General features: G+C 38.1%; 16 protein-coding genes. 11 read left to right on the top strand and 5 right to left on the bottom strand.

What is annotated here, in order from left to right; genetic code table 11:
* Positions 1-62 precede the first annotated feature (62 nt).
* Positions 63-548 (bottom strand): hypothetical protein, encoded by a 486-nt coding sequence (locus ZA06_RS06495; RefSeq protein WP_053976565.1) that lies wholly within the window; start codon positions 546-548, stop codon positions 63-65.
* Between the two features lie 144 nt (positions 549-692).
* Entirely contained in the window at positions 693-2,513 is a 1,821-nt protein-coding gene (locus ZA06_RS06490) for a cation:proton antiporter (RefSeq protein WP_053976564.1), read from the bottom strand.
* Between the two features lie 112 nt (positions 2,514-2,625).
* Between ZA06_RS06490 and ZA06_RS06485 the strand changes: the two genes are divergently transcribed.
* The 10 genes from ZA06_RS06485 to ZA06_RS06440 all read left to right on the top strand — a co-directional run bounded on the left by ZA06_RS06485 (position 2,626) and on the right by ZA06_RS06440 (position 13,926).
* Complete coding sequence (locus ZA06_RS06485; RefSeq protein WP_053976563.1) at positions 2,626-3,474, top strand: universal stress protein; 849 nt, start codon at positions 2,626-2,628, stop codon at positions 3,472-3,474.
* Positions 3,471-5,660, top strand: coding sequence for a SulP family inorganic anion transporter (locus ZA06_RS06480; RefSeq protein ID WP_053976562.1), 2,190 nt, complete (start codon positions 3,471-3,473; stop codon positions 5,658-5,660). Before ZA06_RS06485 ends, ZA06_RS06480 begins: the two co-directional genes overlap by 4 nt.
* Positions 5,661-5,742: 82 nt before the next feature.
* Complete coding sequence (locus tag ZA06_RS06475; RefSeq protein WP_053976561.1) at positions 5,743-6,600, top strand: MBL fold metallo-hydrolase; 858 nt, start codon at positions 5,743-5,745, stop codon at positions 6,598-6,600.
* Positions 6,601-6,603: 3 nt separating this feature from the next.
* A complete protein-coding gene (locus tag ZA06_RS06470; protein WP_053976560.1) occupies positions 6,604-8,202 on the top strand; it encodes a S8 family peptidase in 1,599 nt (532 codons plus the stop codon).
* A gap of 60 nt (positions 8,203-8,262) precedes the next feature.
* Positions 8,263-8,796 (top strand): hypothetical protein, encoded by a 534-nt coding sequence (locus ZA06_RS06465; RefSeq protein ID WP_157503121.1) that lies wholly within the window; start codon positions 8,263-8,265, stop codon positions 8,794-8,796.
* Positions 8,797-8,972: 176 nt separating this feature from the next.
* Positions 8,973-10,379 carry a nicotinate phosphoribosyltransferase gene (locus ZA06_RS06460; RefSeq protein WP_053976558.1) on the top strand — a complete coding sequence of 469 codons (1,407 nt, stop codon included), beginning with the start codon at positions 8,973-8,975 and terminating at the stop codon, positions 10,377-10,379.
* Between the two features lie 3 nt (positions 10,380-10,382).
* A complete protein-coding gene (gene pncA, locus ZA06_RS06455; protein ID WP_053976557.1) occupies positions 10,383-10,988 on the top strand; it encodes a bifunctional nicotinamidase/pyrazinamidase in 606 nt (201 codons plus the stop codon).
* A 1-nt stretch (position 10,989) separates the two neighbouring features.
* Positions 10,990-11,367, top strand: coding sequence for a ribonuclease P protein component (gene rnpA, locus ZA06_RS06450; protein WP_053976556.1), 378 nt, complete (start codon positions 10,990-10,992; stop codon positions 11,365-11,367).
* 11 nt (positions 11,368-11,378) lie between these two features.
* Entirely contained in the window at positions 11,379-13,013 is a 1,635-nt protein-coding gene (locus ZA06_RS06445; RefSeq protein WP_053976555.1) for a S41 family peptidase, read from the top strand.
* Between the two features lie 70 nt (positions 13,014-13,083).
* Complete coding sequence (locus tag ZA06_RS06440) at positions 13,084-13,926, top strand: OmpA family protein (protein ID WP_053976554.1); 843 nt, start codon at positions 13,084-13,086, stop codon at positions 13,924-13,926.
* Positions 13,927-13,929: 3 nt separating this feature from the next.
* Here the strand turns inward: ZA06_RS06440 and ZA06_RS06435 are convergent, their stop codons facing one another.
* From ZA06_RS06435 to rpiB, 3 genes are read right to left on the bottom strand one after another with little or no spacing between them, the layout of a single operon-like run.
* Positions 13,930-14,373 (bottom strand): GNAT family N-acetyltransferase, encoded by a 444-nt coding sequence (locus tag ZA06_RS06435; protein WP_053976553.1) that lies wholly within the window; start codon positions 14,371-14,373, stop codon positions 13,930-13,932.
* Positions 14,373-15,284: a cation diffusion facilitator family transporter gene (locus tag ZA06_RS06430; RefSeq protein ID WP_053976552.1), complete on the bottom strand. Its 912-nt coding sequence runs from the start codon at positions 15,282-15,284 to the stop codon at positions 14,373-14,375. The genes ZA06_RS06435 and ZA06_RS06430 overlap by 1 nt, the downstream gene beginning before the upstream one ends.
* Positions 15,285-15,719, bottom strand: a complete 435-nt coding sequence (gene rpiB / locus ZA06_RS06425) for a ribose 5-phosphate isomerase B (protein ID WP_053976551.1) — start codon at positions 15,717-15,719, stop codon at positions 15,285-15,287. It lies immediately after the preceding gene.
* A 648-nt stretch (positions 15,720-16,367) separates the two neighbouring features.
* Between rpiB and rnr the strand changes: the two genes are divergently transcribed.
* Positions 16,368-18,560, top strand: a complete 2,193-nt coding sequence (rnr, locus tag ZA06_RS06420; RefSeq protein WP_053976550.1) for a ribonuclease R — start codon at positions 16,368-16,370, stop codon at positions 18,558-18,560.
* The last annotated feature ends 9 nt before the right edge of the window (positions 18,561-18,569 follow it).

Here is an 18,569-nt window from a genome sequence, read left to right as displayed (position 1 = left end):
TACCTTCTAGATATCAAAAAGCCCTGTAATGTTTACAGGGCTTTTTATATTTTATTAAATATTTAATATTGTTCATTTGATTGACGAAAAATAAACTCATCCCAAAGCATAACAACTGTTTTTGCAAAATAAAGTATTTCAACTTTCCTTCCAGATTCTAGTTCAATACTGTAGGTTTTGGAATTAAAATTTAATGATGAATCAAAAGAATATACTGCACTGTCCCAAGTGATTTCGGACTGATTAACAGAATCCACTTGATCTTTCTTTTCTCTTGGTGGTTTTGATAAAATTTTATGTTTTGCTCCATTACAGAGGTCTGCGCAAATTCTTAATTCGAAATTGTTATTTATATATTCTTCAACTCCCTCATATCCTTCTTTTTTTAACCAATCCTTGATATGATATCCATAGGTAAAAAAGTTTATTATTGTATCTTCTACTTTTTCTTGATTATTAATCGCTATTTCAATAGCATTTTGATCCCTTTTTAATTTATCAAAGACATCGTTTGAATTACCTAATCCAATACCTATGAAGTTACTCATGCTTTTTTAATTATTTATTACCTAAAAATTCCACAAGTGTTCCATCTAGAAATAAGACTTTTGTGGAACTATTTCATTGTCACACTAATAAAGATGGATAAGGTTCTTAAAAAAATCGCATTTACCCATTCACACATAACCCAACTACACCCCTTCTGGCCTACCCAAATACACCAGTTGATACCCTTTTTCAACCTTGAAATCCTTATCCAAAGAGCAGATGATGTGCAGTTCGCCGGTAAGATCCTTTACGAAGAGAGGAATCATCTTTTGTTCGGAATTTAGGAAATCGATCTTTTCCAAATAATCCTTTTTAGACCTTAAATCTATCTCGTTGATAACCGGATAATCACGTGCTACTTCACTGAAATTGATAAAATCGTCCTTAGTGGAGAAAATCATGTCCTTATCAATAGTTTCTGGATGTTTGATTTCTTCTGAAGAAATCAAACGGTATGCCCCAGATTCCCCTAAATAGGTTTTAAATTTATTGATGGAATGACGGTTCACCTCATCACTTCCCGTAAAGGCCAACAGATAGCCAATATCACTCAATTCGACATCGTTGGACAGATCTTCGGAATATACGTTGGCTTCCATGGCATCCAAGTCCTTGGCGCGGGCCTTGTCGATGTTTTCCTTGTTGCTATCAATTAACACCACATGGCGTCCATTATCGATTAGGTAACGGGCAATGATTCTAGAGGCTTCGGAGGCACCCACAATTAAAATACCATCACTGGTTTTTAGGTACACCCCTACCCATTTGGCAAAGGAACGCGCCGTGGTAGCGTTCAACAATACCGTTACCAATACAGTAGTAAACACCAAAGGTGTAATGTATTCAGCTCCGGGCTCACCCTTAAGTACCAATTTGGTACCAAACAGCGAGGCAATCCCCGCGGCCACAATCCCCCTTGGGCCCACCCAACTTATAAAGAGCTTTTCGTTAGTTTTAAGTCCTGATTTTGTGGTACTTAAAAACACCCCCAACGGACGCAACACAAATATGATTACTGCCATAAGAATGGCTGTTTTCCAATTGTAAACAGTCAGCAAATCTTCAATATTCACATTGGCAGAAAGCAAGATGAAAAGAATGGAAATAAGCAGTACACTCAGCGATTCCTTAAAGTACAGCAATTCCTTTAAATTTTGAAGCTTACTGTTCCCCAATACCATACCCATGACCACTACCGCCAAAAGCCCAGATTCATGGGCAAATATATCGGATTCTACAAATACCAATAACACAACAGACAAGGCTGCTACATTCAATAAATAATGAGGAATTAACTTCTTATTAATAGCAAAATACAAGGCCAAAGCTGCAGTGGTTCCAAAGGAAAACCCAATGATGACAATCTTTCCAAATTCAATAAATGCTTGAGAAGTATACCCTGCATCATCACCAATACTAATGAACTCAAATACCAATACCGCAACCAAAGCACCAATAGGATCTATTAAAATACCTTCCCACTTCAACACCGCCGAGACATCCTTTTTAAGTGGAATATTCCTTAAAATGGGTGCTATTACCGTTGGTCCTGTTACAATAATCAAGGCCGAAAACAAGAAGGACATCTTCCAGCTAAGATTAAATATAAAATGCGTAGCAATACCCCCACCTATAAAGGTCACGGCAGCTCCCAAACTGATAAGTTTCATAATTACAGGACCTACCTTGGAAATTTCATTGCGCTTAAGGGTCAGACCTCCCTCAAATAGAACGACCCCAATGGCTAGGGATACAAAACTGTACAAACTGTCGCCGGGAAAGAGACCTTTTTCGCCATTCCATACGGGTTGAATCCACTTGGAACCATCGGCAGAAATCAAAGTAGAAAAGGGCCCAACGAACAGCCCAATTAAAATTAAGGGTAAAATTGCAGGAATTTTAAAACGCCATGCCACCCATTGTGCCAAAATTCCTAAAATTACAATGCCCGAAAGTTCAATCATACATTCAAATTTTTGTTAAAATAACAATAAAAGCGTCAATTTTCATCGCGAAATAGAAAATATTCAATTTTTAAAAAAATAGTATCTTGCCCATCCAACACAAAACCAAACCTTGACTTTAAAGCCTTTTCATACCATTGGCATTGGCGTTGCCTTCTCTCCTAACCTCGTTTCCAACATTTATGAAGCGTCTCGACTAGCTCTATTTTTTGACTGTAAGTTGCTGTTGATACATGTTGGGGAAGCTTCTGAAAAAAAAGAAAAAGAAATTGAAGAGGTCCTACAGCCTTTTATTACTGAACAACTCTCCTATCAAATCGTGTTTAAAACTGGAGATCCTGTGGAAGTGATATTGTCGGCTACAAAAACCTATAATATTGATCTTTTGATTATTGGTGCATTAAAACGTGAAAACCTTCTAAAATACTATGTGGGTTCCATTGCCCGAAAAATTACCCGCAAGGCCAAGTGTTCCATTTTGTTGCTCACCAAGCCTTCGGTACAGCGCGTACCGTGTCAACATATTGTCGTAAACGGGTTGAAAGATCCCAGAACCCAAGAAGCCATTTCGGCGGCCTTTTTTGTGGCCAACAAATTAGGTTCCAACAAGATTACGGTCGTGGAAGAAATTACCAAACAACAGGTAGCGGTAAGTGTTGAAGACCATAGATCTCTTAGAAAAGCCAATATTGTTAAGGAACGTTTGGTCCTTAGAGAAGACTCTAGGGTGAAAAAAATAATTGCTGAAATTCCCCAAGAATATAAAGACTCTGTGTTAGTAAAAACACAGCCTATCTTTGGAAAACGAGGCTATTCCATTGGGCATTATGCTGAAGTGGTGCGTGCCGATTTATTGGTTATGAATGCCCCTTTAAAAATGTCGTTTTGGGACCGCCTGTTTCCGCATGACATTGAATACATTTTAACCGAATTGCCAACCGATGTTTTGATTGTCCAGTGAGCCCTAGAAAAAACAACATAAAAACCTTTTTTAACCAACTCCCTCGCAACATTTTTTCGGGATTTGTGGTCAGCCTTATTTCACTTCCTTTGGGATTGGGATTGGCCATGGCCAGTGAAGCACCGCCAATTGCAGGAGTAATTACTGCCATAGTTAGTGGCCTTGTGGTATCTATCCTAGGGGGTAGCCATGTTACCATCACTGGACCTGGCAATGGTATGGTGGGCGTTACCCTTGTGGCCATTACAGCTTTGGGACTCAATGGTGCCTATGCTGCCATTATCTGCTCCGGATTGGTAATGATTGCCCTTGGTTTTTTAAAATTGGGAAAACTGTCAGACTTTTTTCCCTCCTCTGCCATACAAGGGATGTTGGCTGCCATTGGACTTATCATTTTGGGTAAGCAGTTCCATATCATGCTGGCACACAAAATACAGCGGACCGATGCCATGGATTACCTAATAGAAATTCCGGTAACCATCAATGACGCTCTTCATTACGAAAGGAAAGGTTTAATTTTTGCCGCAATTATTGGTGTGGTAAGTTTAGTGATCATGGTTATTTACCCTAAACTGCGCAACAAATACCTGCAATTGATTCCCGCCCCAATGTGGATTGTTTTGCTCTCTATTGGCTTTAGTTATTATTTTGAATTGGTGCTGCATGAAGACAACCCAATCAGTAAAAGCTATATGGTTTCGGGCATTCCACATTTTAACGAAATCATTACCCAAATACCAACTGTAGATTTCAGTCAATTGGGAAGTGTTCCTTTTTGGTCCAGTGTTTTGGCCCTAACATTAATTGCGAGCATTGAATCTTTATTGAGCATTAAAGCTGTGGATAAATTGGATCCTGAAAACAGACGTTCCAACGTTAATAAAGATTTGAAAGCACTAGGGGTTGCCAGTATAGGCAGTGGTTTTTTGGGTGGCCTTAATGTGGTGACGGTTATTGCCCGAAGCTCGGTAAACGTCAACAATGGCGGCAGCAATACCTCATCCAACTTCTTTCATGCCTTCTTTCTGGTGATCTTTATCGTTTTGTTCAGTACACAGCTTACCCGTGTGCCATTACCGGCCCTTATGGCTATTTTGGTATTTACAGGGTATAAGTTGGCCTCTCCAACCGTGATCAGAAATATTGTTTTTATAGGAAAAGAACAGCTGATCATCTTCTTTGTAACCTTGTTTGTAACCCTTAAGATTGGCTTGATTACAGGGATTATTTCCGGGGTGATTACCACGTTGATCATTCACATCATCATCAACAAAAGTTTTATGCTTTTTGTAAGAAACTTGATGAAACCCAACGTTCTGATGTACAAAGAGGACAATGGCAATTATTATGTAAGTGTGAAACATTTCTGCAGTTTTTTAAACTACTATAAGCTGAAGGAAAAACTGGACGCCATTCCACCGCAATGTGATGTTATTGTAGACTTTTCGCTATGTAATTTTGTAGACCATACGGTCATGGAAAACCTCAACGGTTACCAAGATATGTTCACCAAAAATGACGGTCATTTTGAAATTGTTGGCTTGGACACCTACAAGGCCGATTCTGAACATCCTTTGGCCATCAGAAGAAAACTTTCCGGCACAAGATTGTTTGGACGCCACTTAACCAAACGTCAATCGCAACTACAAACCATTGCCGAGGATTTTTCATTGGGTTATAACCCCACCAAGTGTAAGGACACCTTGTTTCTAAAGGACTTTTTGTTCTTCAAGACCAAACAAATCAACCATATTTACAACCGTCTTTTTAACGATATTCATTCCATCAATCTCTTTGATATTGAGTTTTCCGAAGGAGAATTTATTGCCAAGGAAGTGGTGCGTACCACCATGTTACACATTGATCTTGAAAATGAAGTGCCTATTTTTACCTTAGACCGCGAAGGCTTTTTGGAAAAGGTATATGCCCTTGCAGGTTTTAAGGACATCCCCATCCAAGACCACGACGACTTTTCCAAACGCTTTTATTTATTGGGTGAAGATGTAGAAGGCATTACATCCTTCTTCAATGATGAATTGGTACTCTTTTTTGAAAGCAATCCCTATTATCACATTGAGTCCAATGGTAAAAGTTTGCTTATTTTCAGCAAGGAACGCTTGGCCAGTATCAAGGAGTTAAAGGCATTATTAGACTTTGGCAAACGCCTTCAAAAAACCATTGATTAATTCCTTTGGGCATTCTTAATATTCTCTAAACGATACCCAATAATCCTTCGGCTTTTCATAATTTGCATAAAAATATTTTGATATGAAACTCTACCCTATAGAATCAGGAAACTTTAAGCTTGACGGGGGAGCCATGTTTGGCGTAGTCCCTAAATCAATTTGGCAACGTACCAATCCTGCCGATTCCAATAACATGATAGACATTGCAGCACGCTGTTTATTGATTGAAGATGGCGATAGGCTTATCTTGATAGACACTGGAATGGGCGATAAACAAAGCGACAAGTTTTTTGGTTACTACTATATGTGGGGAGATGATACTATAGACAAATCCTTAGCTAAATATGGCTTCCACAGAGATGATATTACCGATGTGTTTATGACCCATTTGCACTTTGACCACTGTGGCGGGAGCATTCAATGGAATGCCGATAGAACAGGGTATGAGCCCGCTTTTAAAAACGCTGCGTTTTGGAGCAATGCAGATCATTGGCAATGGGCAACCAAACCTAATAGGAGGGAACAGGCCTCTTTCTTAAAAGAGAACATTCTCCCAATGGAAGAAAGCGGACAGCTAAAATTTACCGAGCTTCCAAAAGGGCACATTTTAAAAGATTCTCCCTTAGGTTTCGACATCTTTTTTGCCGATGGACATACAGACAAACAAATGATTCCGATGATCCATTACAAAGGAAATACCATTTGTTTTATGGCCGACTTGTTACCTACCGCTGGTCACCTGCCATTGCCTTTTGTGATGGGCTACGACACCAGACCTTTGTTGACCCTTGATGAAAAAGAACTATTCCTGAACATGGCAGCCGACAATAATTTCTACTTGTTTTTGGAACATGATGCCCATAATGAAATCATCACCGTACAACACACCGAAAAAGGCGTTCGCATGAAGGATGTCCTACATTGTAACGATATCTTTTAGCCTATGAAAGCCTTGAAACTTGTTTTTGCAACAGCCCTTATTACCCCCTTTTTGGTAGGATGTGGAAGTGCCCGAGTAAGTGGTATTTCCATGGAAAAAGTCACGCAGTCCTACTACAAGAAATCACCCATAACCGAAAAGGAAGAACACCATTGGGGCCATTTGGACCTCTTGACCGACACCATTCCTGGGATGAGTGTAGACAGGGCCTATAAGGAGCTTCTTGAGAACCAACAAGGCAAAACTACCGTGGTAGCGGTAATAGATTCGGGGATGGATATTGACCATGAAGATTTAAACGATGTTATTTGGACCAATCCCAATGAAATTCCCAACAATGGGATAGATGACGATAACAATGGCTATGTAGATGATATCCACGGTTGGAACTTTTTGGGAGATACTTACAACGAGCAATTCGAATACACCCGTGTGTTGGCAAAGGGAGACACCACCCATCCGCAGTATGCCGAAGCAGAAGCTAAATACGAAGAGGAATTCAAAAAATACAGCAATCTAAAGGATACTTACGATAAAATTACGGCACAGTTGTTAACGGCAGATTATTACTTGTCCACCCATCTAAAGAAAAGCACTTATTCCAAAGCTGATATTGACAGTATTAGCACCAACAACCAATCGTTATTAACTGCCATTGAAATTGTTAAATACTATACTGTGGGATATGATTCCTTATCAGACTTCAAAGAGGCTATCAAAAATGATTTAGTACTTATCAATGACCATTTAGACTACCATTTGAATAAAGATTTCCACGGAAGAACTACAGGAGACAATCCAGATGATTTATCAGATGTTGGCTATGGTGACAATAATGTAAAACCACACGATTCAGAAGAAACCCACGGTACCCATGTGGCAGGAATTATTGCTGCAGAACGCAACAACCAGATTGGAGTAGACGGGGTTGCCAACAATGTACAACTAATGGCTATCCGCAGCACTCCCAATGGCGACGAATATGATAAGGACGTTGCTTTAGCCATTCGTTATGCGGTTGATAATGGTGCCAAAATTATCAATGGAAGCTTCGGAAAGTACTTTTCTACCCATAGTGAATGGGTAACAGATGCCATCATTTATGCAGCACAACATGATGTCCTTTTGGTAATCAGTGCAGGAAATGAAGCTTATGATTTGGATGTGACTGCTTCCTTTCCGAGCGATGTTGTAAATGGCAAGGAAATATCAAATAACTTTTTGGTTGTGGGTGCCCTTAATCCCACCTATGGTACCAAGGTAGTAGCCGATTATTCCAACTATGGCCAACAAAATGTAGATGTGTTTGCTCCGGGTAGCGAGATTTATTCTACCATCCCTAACAATGCCTATAAAAGTGAAAATGGTACTTCTATGGCCGCTCCTGCCGTGGCCGGTGTGGCAGCTTTAATACGTTCGCATTATCCGCATTTAAGCGCCTCACAGGTAAAACAGATCATCATGGAATCTGGTGTAGCTTTACCTTTAGAAGTACAGGTTGGAAAGGATGCCACATACATTCAAGCATTTCAAAAATTATCAAAATCAGGGCATATTGTTAATCTTTATAATGCCTTGTTGATGGCTTCTAAAATGAAGTAAATATGTGCTTCAATAAACAAAAGGAGTATTCTTAGCGAGGTATAATGTACCATTAACAAAATGAAGAACTTAAAGCACCTATTTGCATTTTTAATCACAATTTGTTTTTTGCAATCCTGCAATCAGCCAACTGTTAAAATATCTGAAAGGGTTTCAAAAAATGAAGAAGTAAAGCAATCTAAAAACATCACTGAAACCATTTCTACGGATATTGACACTCTTGGAGCACTACTTGACTTTTCAACCTATAGGCCAACAAAAGTGAAATTTAAGTACACTTACATTGACAATTCAGGACAAAATAATAGGATTTCAGTCCCTGGTCCATCTGACAATCTTTTAGAAGCAATTTTGCACTTTGACACTATAACAATGGAAACATTCTATGAGTTTGACAGAAATGCAGACTATGATACTCCAAATTTCAATAAAGAGGAATTCAATTTCAACTGGCTTCCGAAGGATATACAAAAAGAATTATTGGATAGTAACCCTAATTATCATGGTCACCCTGACTTCTTTTTCGGAACAAACCATTACGGGAAATCTTGGTATTTAAAAAACAAAATATTGATAAAATACTATTCAAAATAAAATGCCAAACTTGGGTTCAGTGAAACCTTAGTAAAAATATATTGTAATTAAGCATTTTACGTAACAAACCTTAATTAAAATTAATAGGAGTAAATAGACTTTAATTAAACCAATTTCAAACTTGCGTGGAGGTTTTCTAAAAAACATACCGTATTTTTATAAGAAACTTTAAAACCATGGATTTACAATCTGCACTTTATACCGATTTGTACCAGCTGGCCATGGGACAATCCTACTTTTTAAAGCAAAAACACGAGGTGACTGCCACCTTTGATTATTTCTTTAGAAAGACCCCTTTTGAAGGAGGGTATGTGCTATTTTGTGGTCTGGAAGAAGTACTGTCGCACTTGGAAACCTTTACCTTTTCTGAGGGGGATATTGCGTATTTGGCTTCGGAAGGATTTGATAAGGGCTTTTTAGAATACTTAAAAACATTCCAGTTTAAAGGTACTATCAAGAGCATGCCCGAAGGCACTATTGTGTTTCCGTTCATTCCCATTTTAACGGTGAGCGGTACTATTTTGGAATGCCAACTTATAGAAACCTATCTCCTCAACACATTGAACTTTCAGTCTTTGATCGCTACCAAAGCCAGTAGAATCCGGCATATTGTAGGTGATTCCAAAAGTTTGGCAGAATTTGGTTTGCGCCGTGCCCAAGGATTGGCAGGTATGCAGGCCAGTAGGGCGGCCTTTATTGGGGGGTTCGATCATACCTCCAATGTACTGGCAGGAAAAGCCTACGACATCCCTATTTCAGGAACCATGGCCCACGCCTTTATTCAAAGTTATGACGACGAGCTCACGGCCTTCCGTGATTTTGCCGAAACCAGACCCCACAATTGCGTGCTTTTGGTGGATACCTACAATACCTTAAAACAAGGGGTTCCCAATGCCATTACCGTAGCCAAGGAAATGGAAGCTAGAGGCGAAAGGCTTTTGGGCATTCGTTTGGACAGTGGTGATTTGGCCTATTTATCAAAAGCTGCTAGAAAACAGTTGGATGATGCCGGATTGCCCTATGTAAAAATTGCAGCCTCCAACCAATTGGACGAACATGTAATACGAAGTTTAAAAGAACAACAGGCCCAAATAGATCTGTACGGGGTAGGCACCAATTTGGTAGTAGGCAAGGAGAGTGCTGCCTTGGACGGGGTTTACAAACTGTGCAGTTTTAACAATACCCCTCGAATCAAGATTTCGGAGAATTTAAAGAAAATGAACTTCCCAGGAGAAAAGCAGGTCTACCGTTATTTCAATGAAGAACAACAGCATATTGCCGATGCCATTACCTTAGATGATTTGGAGGCTCCAAACACCATGGCACATCCTTTCGAACCACACAAACAAATGGCCTTATCCCCATATCAAGCGGTTCCATTGCTTCAGGTAGTACTTAAGGAAGGTAAACGTTTACATCCCGAATTATCAGCCAAGGAACTAGCCAACATTGCGAAACAAAACCTAGAGAAATTGCCCATTGAACACAAGCGTTTTGCTTATCCACATATCTATAAAGTAGGATTAAGCCCCGAGTTGGAAGCTTTGAGAAACCAATTAAAAAAGGAAAAACTGAAACGCTAAGGGATGAAGGCATTAATATTAGTAGATATTCAAAATGATTTTTTACCCGGAGGTGCTTTGGCAGTTCCCGATGGCGATGCTATCATTCCCATAGTCAATGCTATTCAATCAAAATTTGACCTTATAGTAGCCTCACAAGATTGGCATCCAAAAAACCATAAAAGCTTTGCTTCCAATCATGAAAAAGCACAGGTACTTGATGTGATTGACTTAAATGGAAATCTACAGGTATTATGGCCTGACCACTGTGTGCAAGGGAGTGATGGTGCCCAATTTTCGGAAGCACTTCATACCGATAAAGTGGCCGCTATTTTTAGAAAAGGGATGGATAAAGAAGTAGATAGCTACAGTGCTTTTTATGATAACAACCACAGTAACGCTACGGGCTTAGAGGCTTATTTAAAAGGAAAGGGGATAAGCGATGTCTATGTGTGTGGATTGGCGGCCGATTATTGTGTGTATTATACCGCAAAAGATGCTAAATTAGCCGGTTTTAATACCTACTACCTTACAGATGCTACCCGCTATATAGATCAGGCCAGCTATGAGGCTGCATTAACCGATTTAAAGGCGCATAAAGTTCATCTTGTAGATACCTCAAATCTTTAGTATGAAATATACGTTTAACGCTTCAGAAAAACTTAAAAGCAAGATTGTCATTTCCCATTTGTTTGAAGAAGGCAAATCGGTATCAGCCTATCCCTTAAAAATGATTTATCTGCCAACTCCCCATGCCGATGGCACTTTAATTAAGGCTGGGGTATCCGTAAGCAAGCGACGATTCAAAAATGCCACCGATCGTAACCGTATAAAACGACTTATGCGAGAGGCCTATAGATTGAACAAACCAACTTTTTTTAACAACATAAGTGAGCCTTATGCGTTAATGATTTTGTACATTGGTAAAGATGGTACATCTTTTGAGCAAGTTGATAAAAAAATGAAGCAACTCCTCACAAAATTTACACAAACGATTACCCTAGATTAAACGTTACTGCTATGAAACATCGATTACGTAAACATATCCTTGTTCCGGTTATTATTGCCTCAATTTTTTTAACGGGAACAGCCTTTAAGAGTGATTTTTTTGAAATTGCCAAACAGATAGAAATCTTCACCACTCTTTTCAAAGAACTCAACATGAACTATGTTGATGAAACCAATCCTGGCGAGTTAATGGATACGGCCATTAAAAGTATGTTGGAGGATTTGGATCCCTATACCAACTTTATGAACGAACAGGATGTGGAAGCCTCTAGAATCAACAATACTGGAGATTATACAGGCATAGGCGCCAGTATTTTGACACTTAAGGATAAGTTGGTAGTCATTGAGCCTTATAAAGATTATCCCGCCGATAAAGCAGGTTTAAAGGCCGGTGACGAAATCATTAAAGTTGAAAATGTCGTAGTCGCCGATTTTAAGGACGATGCAGGAAACTTGTTGCAAGGTGCCGCAGGAACCACAGTCAACGTGACTTATTTACGTCAAGGGCAAACCCATACAGCCACTATTAAACGCGAATCGGTAGAAATTCATGCCGTACCCCATTATTCTATGGTGAATGACCAAACTGGTTATGTGGTGTTGCGAAAATTCAACGAAAAAGCTTCTGCTGAAACTATCAATGCCATAAGAAGTCTAAAAAAAGAAGGGGCTAAAAAATTGATTTTAGACCTTAGAGGTAATCCTGGAGGCTTATTGAGTGAAGCCGTAAATGTGGTGAATATTTTTGTGCCCCAAAACCAATTGGTGGTTACCACAAAATCTAAAGTAAAAAAATACAACAAGACCTATTATACCTCAAAAGAACCTTTGGATACGGAAATCCCTTTGGTAGTGCTTATTGATGGTCGCAGTGCTTCGGCCAGTGAAATTGTATCAGGTGCTTTACAGGATTTGGATCGTGCCGTAGTGGTAGGTGCCAGAAGCTTTGGAAAAGGTTTGGTGCAACGCCCTAAACCGTTGGTATATGGCACCCATATGAAAATTACCATTTCAAGATATTACACACCTTCTGGCCGTTGTATCCAAGCTTTGGACTACTGGAACAGGGATGAAGATGGAAAAGCAACCAGAGTAAAACAGGAAAATTACAATGCGTTTAAAACCAAAAAAGGAAGAACTGTATATGACGGTGGAGGTATCCAACCAGATGTAGAAATGGAGGAATCTATATACAGTCCAATTACTACAGCAATCTTAAACGACAATCTCATTTTTGATTATGCTACAAAGTACTATTACAACCATAAAGTAGCAGATTTGAACAGTTTTAAGTTTACAGATGCCGATTTTAAAGATTTTAAAAACTTTTTGAAAACCAATAATTTCAATTTTGAAACCAAGACTGAAAAAGCTTTTGACGATGCTCTTGAGGTAGCAAAAGAAGAACAGTTAAAAACAGTGGTCAATCCAGAATACGATGCCTTGGTTAAAGCTTTAAATTCCTATAAAAACCAAGCTGTAGACGCCGATAAAACACAATTGTCTTCCTTATTATCTGACGAGATTGTTAAAAGATATTTTTACAGAGAAGGTTTGTATACTTATTACATAGCTACCAACACTGAAATTCAAAAAGCTACCGAAATTTTGGGGAATTTATCGACCTATCAAGGGTACTTAAAGTAAAAAAATTCTTAAGTACATTTTTAAAAAGTAGAAAAATAAAGTATATTTATTTCCCCTTATTGTAATAATAATGAAAAAATTAATAGCATTTTTTATTTTAATTACACAATTTTTATGTGCCCAACAAGATCTAACCCACGAGGTATATTTCGAAACTGACAAGTTTGAAGTTCCACCAACTGAGCACAATAGATTACTGTTATTTCTCTCTGAAATTGAAGGTTTGGATATTGAAAAAATATCCATTTATGGCTTTACAGACGACCGCGGAAGTGATACCTACAACTTAAAACTTTCCCAACAAAGAGCCAATTCCATTAAAACTATTTTCTCCAACAATGAATTTGACGAATCTGTGATTACCAACGTTGATGGGAAAGGAGAAGTACTTTTAAAAGTGGTAAAAGAGCAAGATGTTAATAAAATAAGAGGCCTTAACCGAAAAGTTGAAATTATCGTACATCCATACAATCCACCAAGAGTAGTTATCGAGGAACCTAAAAAAATGGATGTTACAGAGCAATTAAAAGGAGATCTTAAAGCTGGAGATAAATTCACTCTTGATAATATTTTGTTCAAAACTGGATACAGTTATTTACTTCCGGAATCCATTAAAACTTTAGAAGAACTTGCCAAAGTTATGGTGGAACGCGACGATATTTACTTCACCATTCAAGGTCATGTGTGCTGTACTCAAAACAGCAGGGATGCCATAGACAGAAAGACCAAAAAGCGTAATCTTTCTGTAGCCAGGGCCAAGTATATATATGATTATTTAGCCAAAAGAGGTGTTGATAAAAAGCGTATGAAATACGTAGGAATGCGTCGTCTATTTCCACTTGGTGGCGATCCTAAATTTGACAGACGCGTAGAAATTTTGGTTACTTACGTTGGAGGCGTAGCTAGCAAATAAAACCTAGTTTCTCAGCATGGCAATATGTGGAATGCCATCCTCTAAATAGGATTCTCCAATTTCCTTAAATCCAAGATTGTTATAAAATTGTTGCAGGTAACACTGTGCCGATATTTTAATGGTTTTCTCATTGAAATATTCAGAAATAGCTTCAAAGGAGTTTTCCATTATTTGGTATCCATATTTATGTTTCCGTCTGTTAGCCACAACCACAACCCTTCCAATGCTAGCCTGTTCAAAATAATCACCAGGTTTGAACAATCGGGTGTAGGCTACTAAAGTATCTCCTTCATAACCCAAAACATGTAAGGCTTTTTGGTCCTTGTTATCAACATCTTGATAAACACAATCCTGTTCCACCACAAACACTTCAGATCTTAAGCGCAAAAGATCATACAGTTCTGGAACCGTCAATTCTGAAAAATATTTAATAGTTATTGACAACATTAATCTTGAACGATCACTTCTTTAGGATCTTTTTTATTGAATTCTGGCTGTATGGTAACATGATTGATTTCAAACTTATGGTGCAACAGTTCTTCTATCTCATGTAAAAGTTCGTTGAATTCGGTTGTGGAAATATCTTCATTTAAATCTAAATGCGCTTCCAAATGCAGTTCATGATCACTCAAATTCCATATGTGAACATGATGTAGTTTACTCACTTTAGGCAATTTGTTTACAGCCCTTACCACATCTTTTATGTTAATGTGATCTGGTGTGAACAACATCAACATTTTGGTAGAGGTCTTTAATAAATCGTAGCCTACCCAAATAAGGTAAAGCGCAATTAAAAAGGTAAGCACACTATCTACCCAAAACAGTTGGTAATATTTCATTAACAGTCCGCCAACCAACACAGCAACACTTGCCAACATATCTGTTAACAGATGTAAATAGGCAGAACGGATATTAATGTTCTTTTCTGAATCACCTTTTAACAACAACACACTAAACCCATTGGCAGCAATTGCTATTAAGGATAACCATATAACTAAATTGGATTCAATTTCCTGTGGCGCTTTAAAACGTTTGATAGCTTCAATTATCAACAAAATAGCCACTACTACCAAAGTAATGGCATTTACAAAGGCTGCTAATATTTCGGCACGTTTAAAGCCAAAGGTTCTGTTGATGGAGGCCTTTTGTCTTGAAAGTTTTGATGCCGCGTAACTTACAATAAGCGATAGGACATCGCTAAAATTATGAAGTGCATCACTTAACAACGACAAACTTCCAGAAATTAGCCCACCGATAACCTGGGCTACGGTGATAACAATATTTAAAAAGATAGAAACCATAAGATTTCTATCTTTTGTACTAGCGTGTAAGTGTGTATGTGAGTGTGAGTGCCCCATTTAGCAAGACACTGGGATCTTGTTCACACGGTTTTGGTGGCGTCCACCTTCAAATTGGGTTTCCAAAAACGCATCTACCATTTCAATGGCTTGTGGAAGCGCAGTAAAACGTGCTGGAATACTCAATATATTGGCATTGTTGTGCTCTCTGGCCAAAGTTACAATTTCCTTTGTCCAGCAAAGCGCAGAACGTACACCTTGATGTTTGTTAGCCGTCATGTTGGCACCATTGCCACTACCGCAGATAATAATTCCAAAATCCGCAGCTTTGCTTTCCACATCATTTGCCACAGGATGTACAAAATCTGGATAATCTACACTGTCATTACTATCTGTTCCATAGTTTTTAACAGTATATCCCTTAGCTTCCAAATGCTTTACAATAGCAAATTTATACTCTGTTCCTGCGTGATCGTTACCGATTGAAATGTTCATTGTATGTATTAAATTGATTTAAAGCTACAAAGGTACAAAATGCCCCCATACAACCTATAGTTATGCACATTTTAAAGTAGCAGTTAATTACTTTTAGTATTTCTTTTTATAAGTTGTTAATAACTGTTAATTAATTTCTGAAAGATATTTTTTCATAATTCAAATTTATTTCCAATACAGGAATTGGATTGAATAAACCAAAATATAACTTCACTTTTTTTGGAGGAGTTTTCAGCATTGAATTTTTCATTATAAACACCAAAATTTCCAAAAGTTGTTAAATCAAAACTATTAACATTCGTTTTAAACAGGTTTTAATAACTACATAAATTTCATTCAAAATTAAGTATTTAAGCAAACAAAGATTGTTAATAACATTTTAATAGACCGTAAACTGTGAGTTTTCAAAAAAAAATCAAAAAAAGTTATTCCACTTATTAACACCCTATCATAAACAACAATCATTTTTTTAAAATTTCAAAAAAGAAAAGTAATTATAGTATTAATTGTGAATAACGATTGGATTAACAAATTCTGGTTGAAAAGGAATATTTGAAGTGTGATTATTGATTCCTTTGAAATCTTAGCGTAAAAGAAATATGATTTAGTATATTAAAGCTTAGATTTGTTACTATTAGAAAAAAGAGAATGGCTAGAAAGAAAAAAAGAAGGAAATCGAACAACCAAATTTCCAACCTTACAAATACGATCTTAAGTATTTTAAAAAAGGAACGTAACAAAACCTTTAACTATAAGCAGATTGCTGCTAAGCTTGGAGTGAACGATGCCAGCAGCAGGAACCAGATCATTAAGAAACTTCAGCAACTTAAAGCCAAACAGGAAATAGAAGAAGTAGAACGCGGCAAGTTTAAAGCTATTGTTACTACGGAGTATTATACGGGAATTGTGGATATGAGTGCCAGAGGGTCTGGGTATATTATTTCGGATCACTTTGAGGAGGATGTCTTTATAGCCTCCAACAATATGCACAGGGCTTTAGATGGAGATGAAGTGGAGTTTTATGTGTATAAGAGACGTAGCAGAGGCCGTCAGGAAGGAGAGGTCACTCAAATTTTAAAACGTGCTAAAACAGAATATGTTGGTGTGGTACAATTGCATAGTAACTATGCGTTTGTAATTCCGGATAGCAATAAAATGTACAAGGACATCTTTGTACCAATTAATAAGACCAACGATGCTGAAGATGGCGACAAAGTGTTGGTAACCTTGGAAGATTGGCCAGAAAAGGCCGATTGTCCCTATGGTAAAATCCTTAAGGTTTTAGGTAAACCGGGAGAACACAATACTGAAATCCACTCAATATTAGCCGAATATGGTTTGCCTTATGAATTTCCTTATGAAATAGAGGAGTACGCCAACAATTTAGATACCTCAATAACCAAAGAGGAAATAGCTAAAAGACGCGATATGCGCGACGTATTGACCTTTACAATCGATCCAAAGGATGCTAAGGACTTTGACGACGCTTTGTCCTTTAGAGTGCTTGAAAATGGCTTATATGAGATAGGAATTCATATTGCGGATGTGTCGCATTATGTACGTCCAAATACCGTGTTGGATGATGAAGCTTATGAGCGGGCTACCTCGGTGTATTTAGTGGATAGAGTGGTACCAATGCTTCCTGAAGTTTTATCAAACAATGCCTGTTCCTTAAGACCACATGAAGAAAAATACACCTTTTCAGCTGTGTTTCAAATGAATGACAAAGCAGAAGTTAAGGAGCAATGGTTTGGGAGAACGGTGACTTACAGTGATGCAAGGTTTGCCTACGAAGAGGCACAGGCCATCATAGAATCCCAATTGAACCACATTCCAGAAGAAGTGTCCTTAACAGGAAAGGCTTATATGGCTGATCAAGCCATTGCCGATGCGATATTAACCATGGATACCTTGGCCAAAAAAATGCGTAGCAGACGTATGAGAGCCGGTGCCATTTCGTTTGATAAAGTTGAGGTGAAATTCAATTTGGATAAGGAAAATAATCCTGTTGGAGTATTTTTTAAAACCAGTCAGGATGCCAATAAATTGATCGAGGAGTTTATGCTTCTGGCTAATAAAAAAGTAGCAGAATTTGTTGGGAAACAGAAACCACCGAAAACTTTTGTGTATCGTGTTCACGATGAACCAGATGAAAGTAAATTGGCAGCCTTGCAAGGAGTTGTGTCTAAATTTGGTTATAAACTGAATTTCAAGGATCGTAAAAGTATTTCCAGTTCGCTTAACAATTTATTAGCTGAAGTAAACGGGAAAAAAGAACAGAATTTGGTGGATACGCTTACCATCAGAAGTATGAGCAAAGCCGAATATACCACACACAATATTGGGCATTATGGATTGGCTTTTGATTACTATAGTCACTTTACATCGCCTATTCGTCGTTATCCAGATGTCATGGCACATCGCTTGTTGCAAATGTATTTGGATGGCGAAAAATCGGCCAACGAAGAGATTTTTGAAGACAAGTGCAAGCATTCCAGTGATATGGAATACTTAGCAACCAAGGCTGAGCGTGATTCCATTAAATACATGCAAATCAGGTTCATGCAAGATCATAAGGATGAAACCTTCCTAGGTGTAATTTCTGGCGTGACCGATTGGGGAATTTATGTGGAAATTATTTCCAATAAATGTGAAGGCATGGTGAGAATCCGTGATATTCGTGATGATTATTACGAATTTGACGAAACCCAATTCGCCATTATTGGTAGAGAAACCAAACATATGTATCAGTTGGGTGACGAAGTTTTGGTAACGGTTAAGGAAACCGACTTGGTTAAAAAGCATTTAGATTTTAATTTAGTGGGAAAACCAGAGGTATAACTAAGTGTT

The organism is Mangrovimonas xylaniphaga (genome assembly GCF_001280435.1).
GTDB classification, from domain to species: Bacteria; Bacteroidota; Bacteroidia; order Flavobacteriales; family Flavobacteriaceae; genus Mangrovimonas_A; species Mangrovimonas_A xylaniphaga.
Note: the sequence above shows the minus strand (reverse complement) of the source record. Positions and strands in the feature narration are given on the sequence as shown.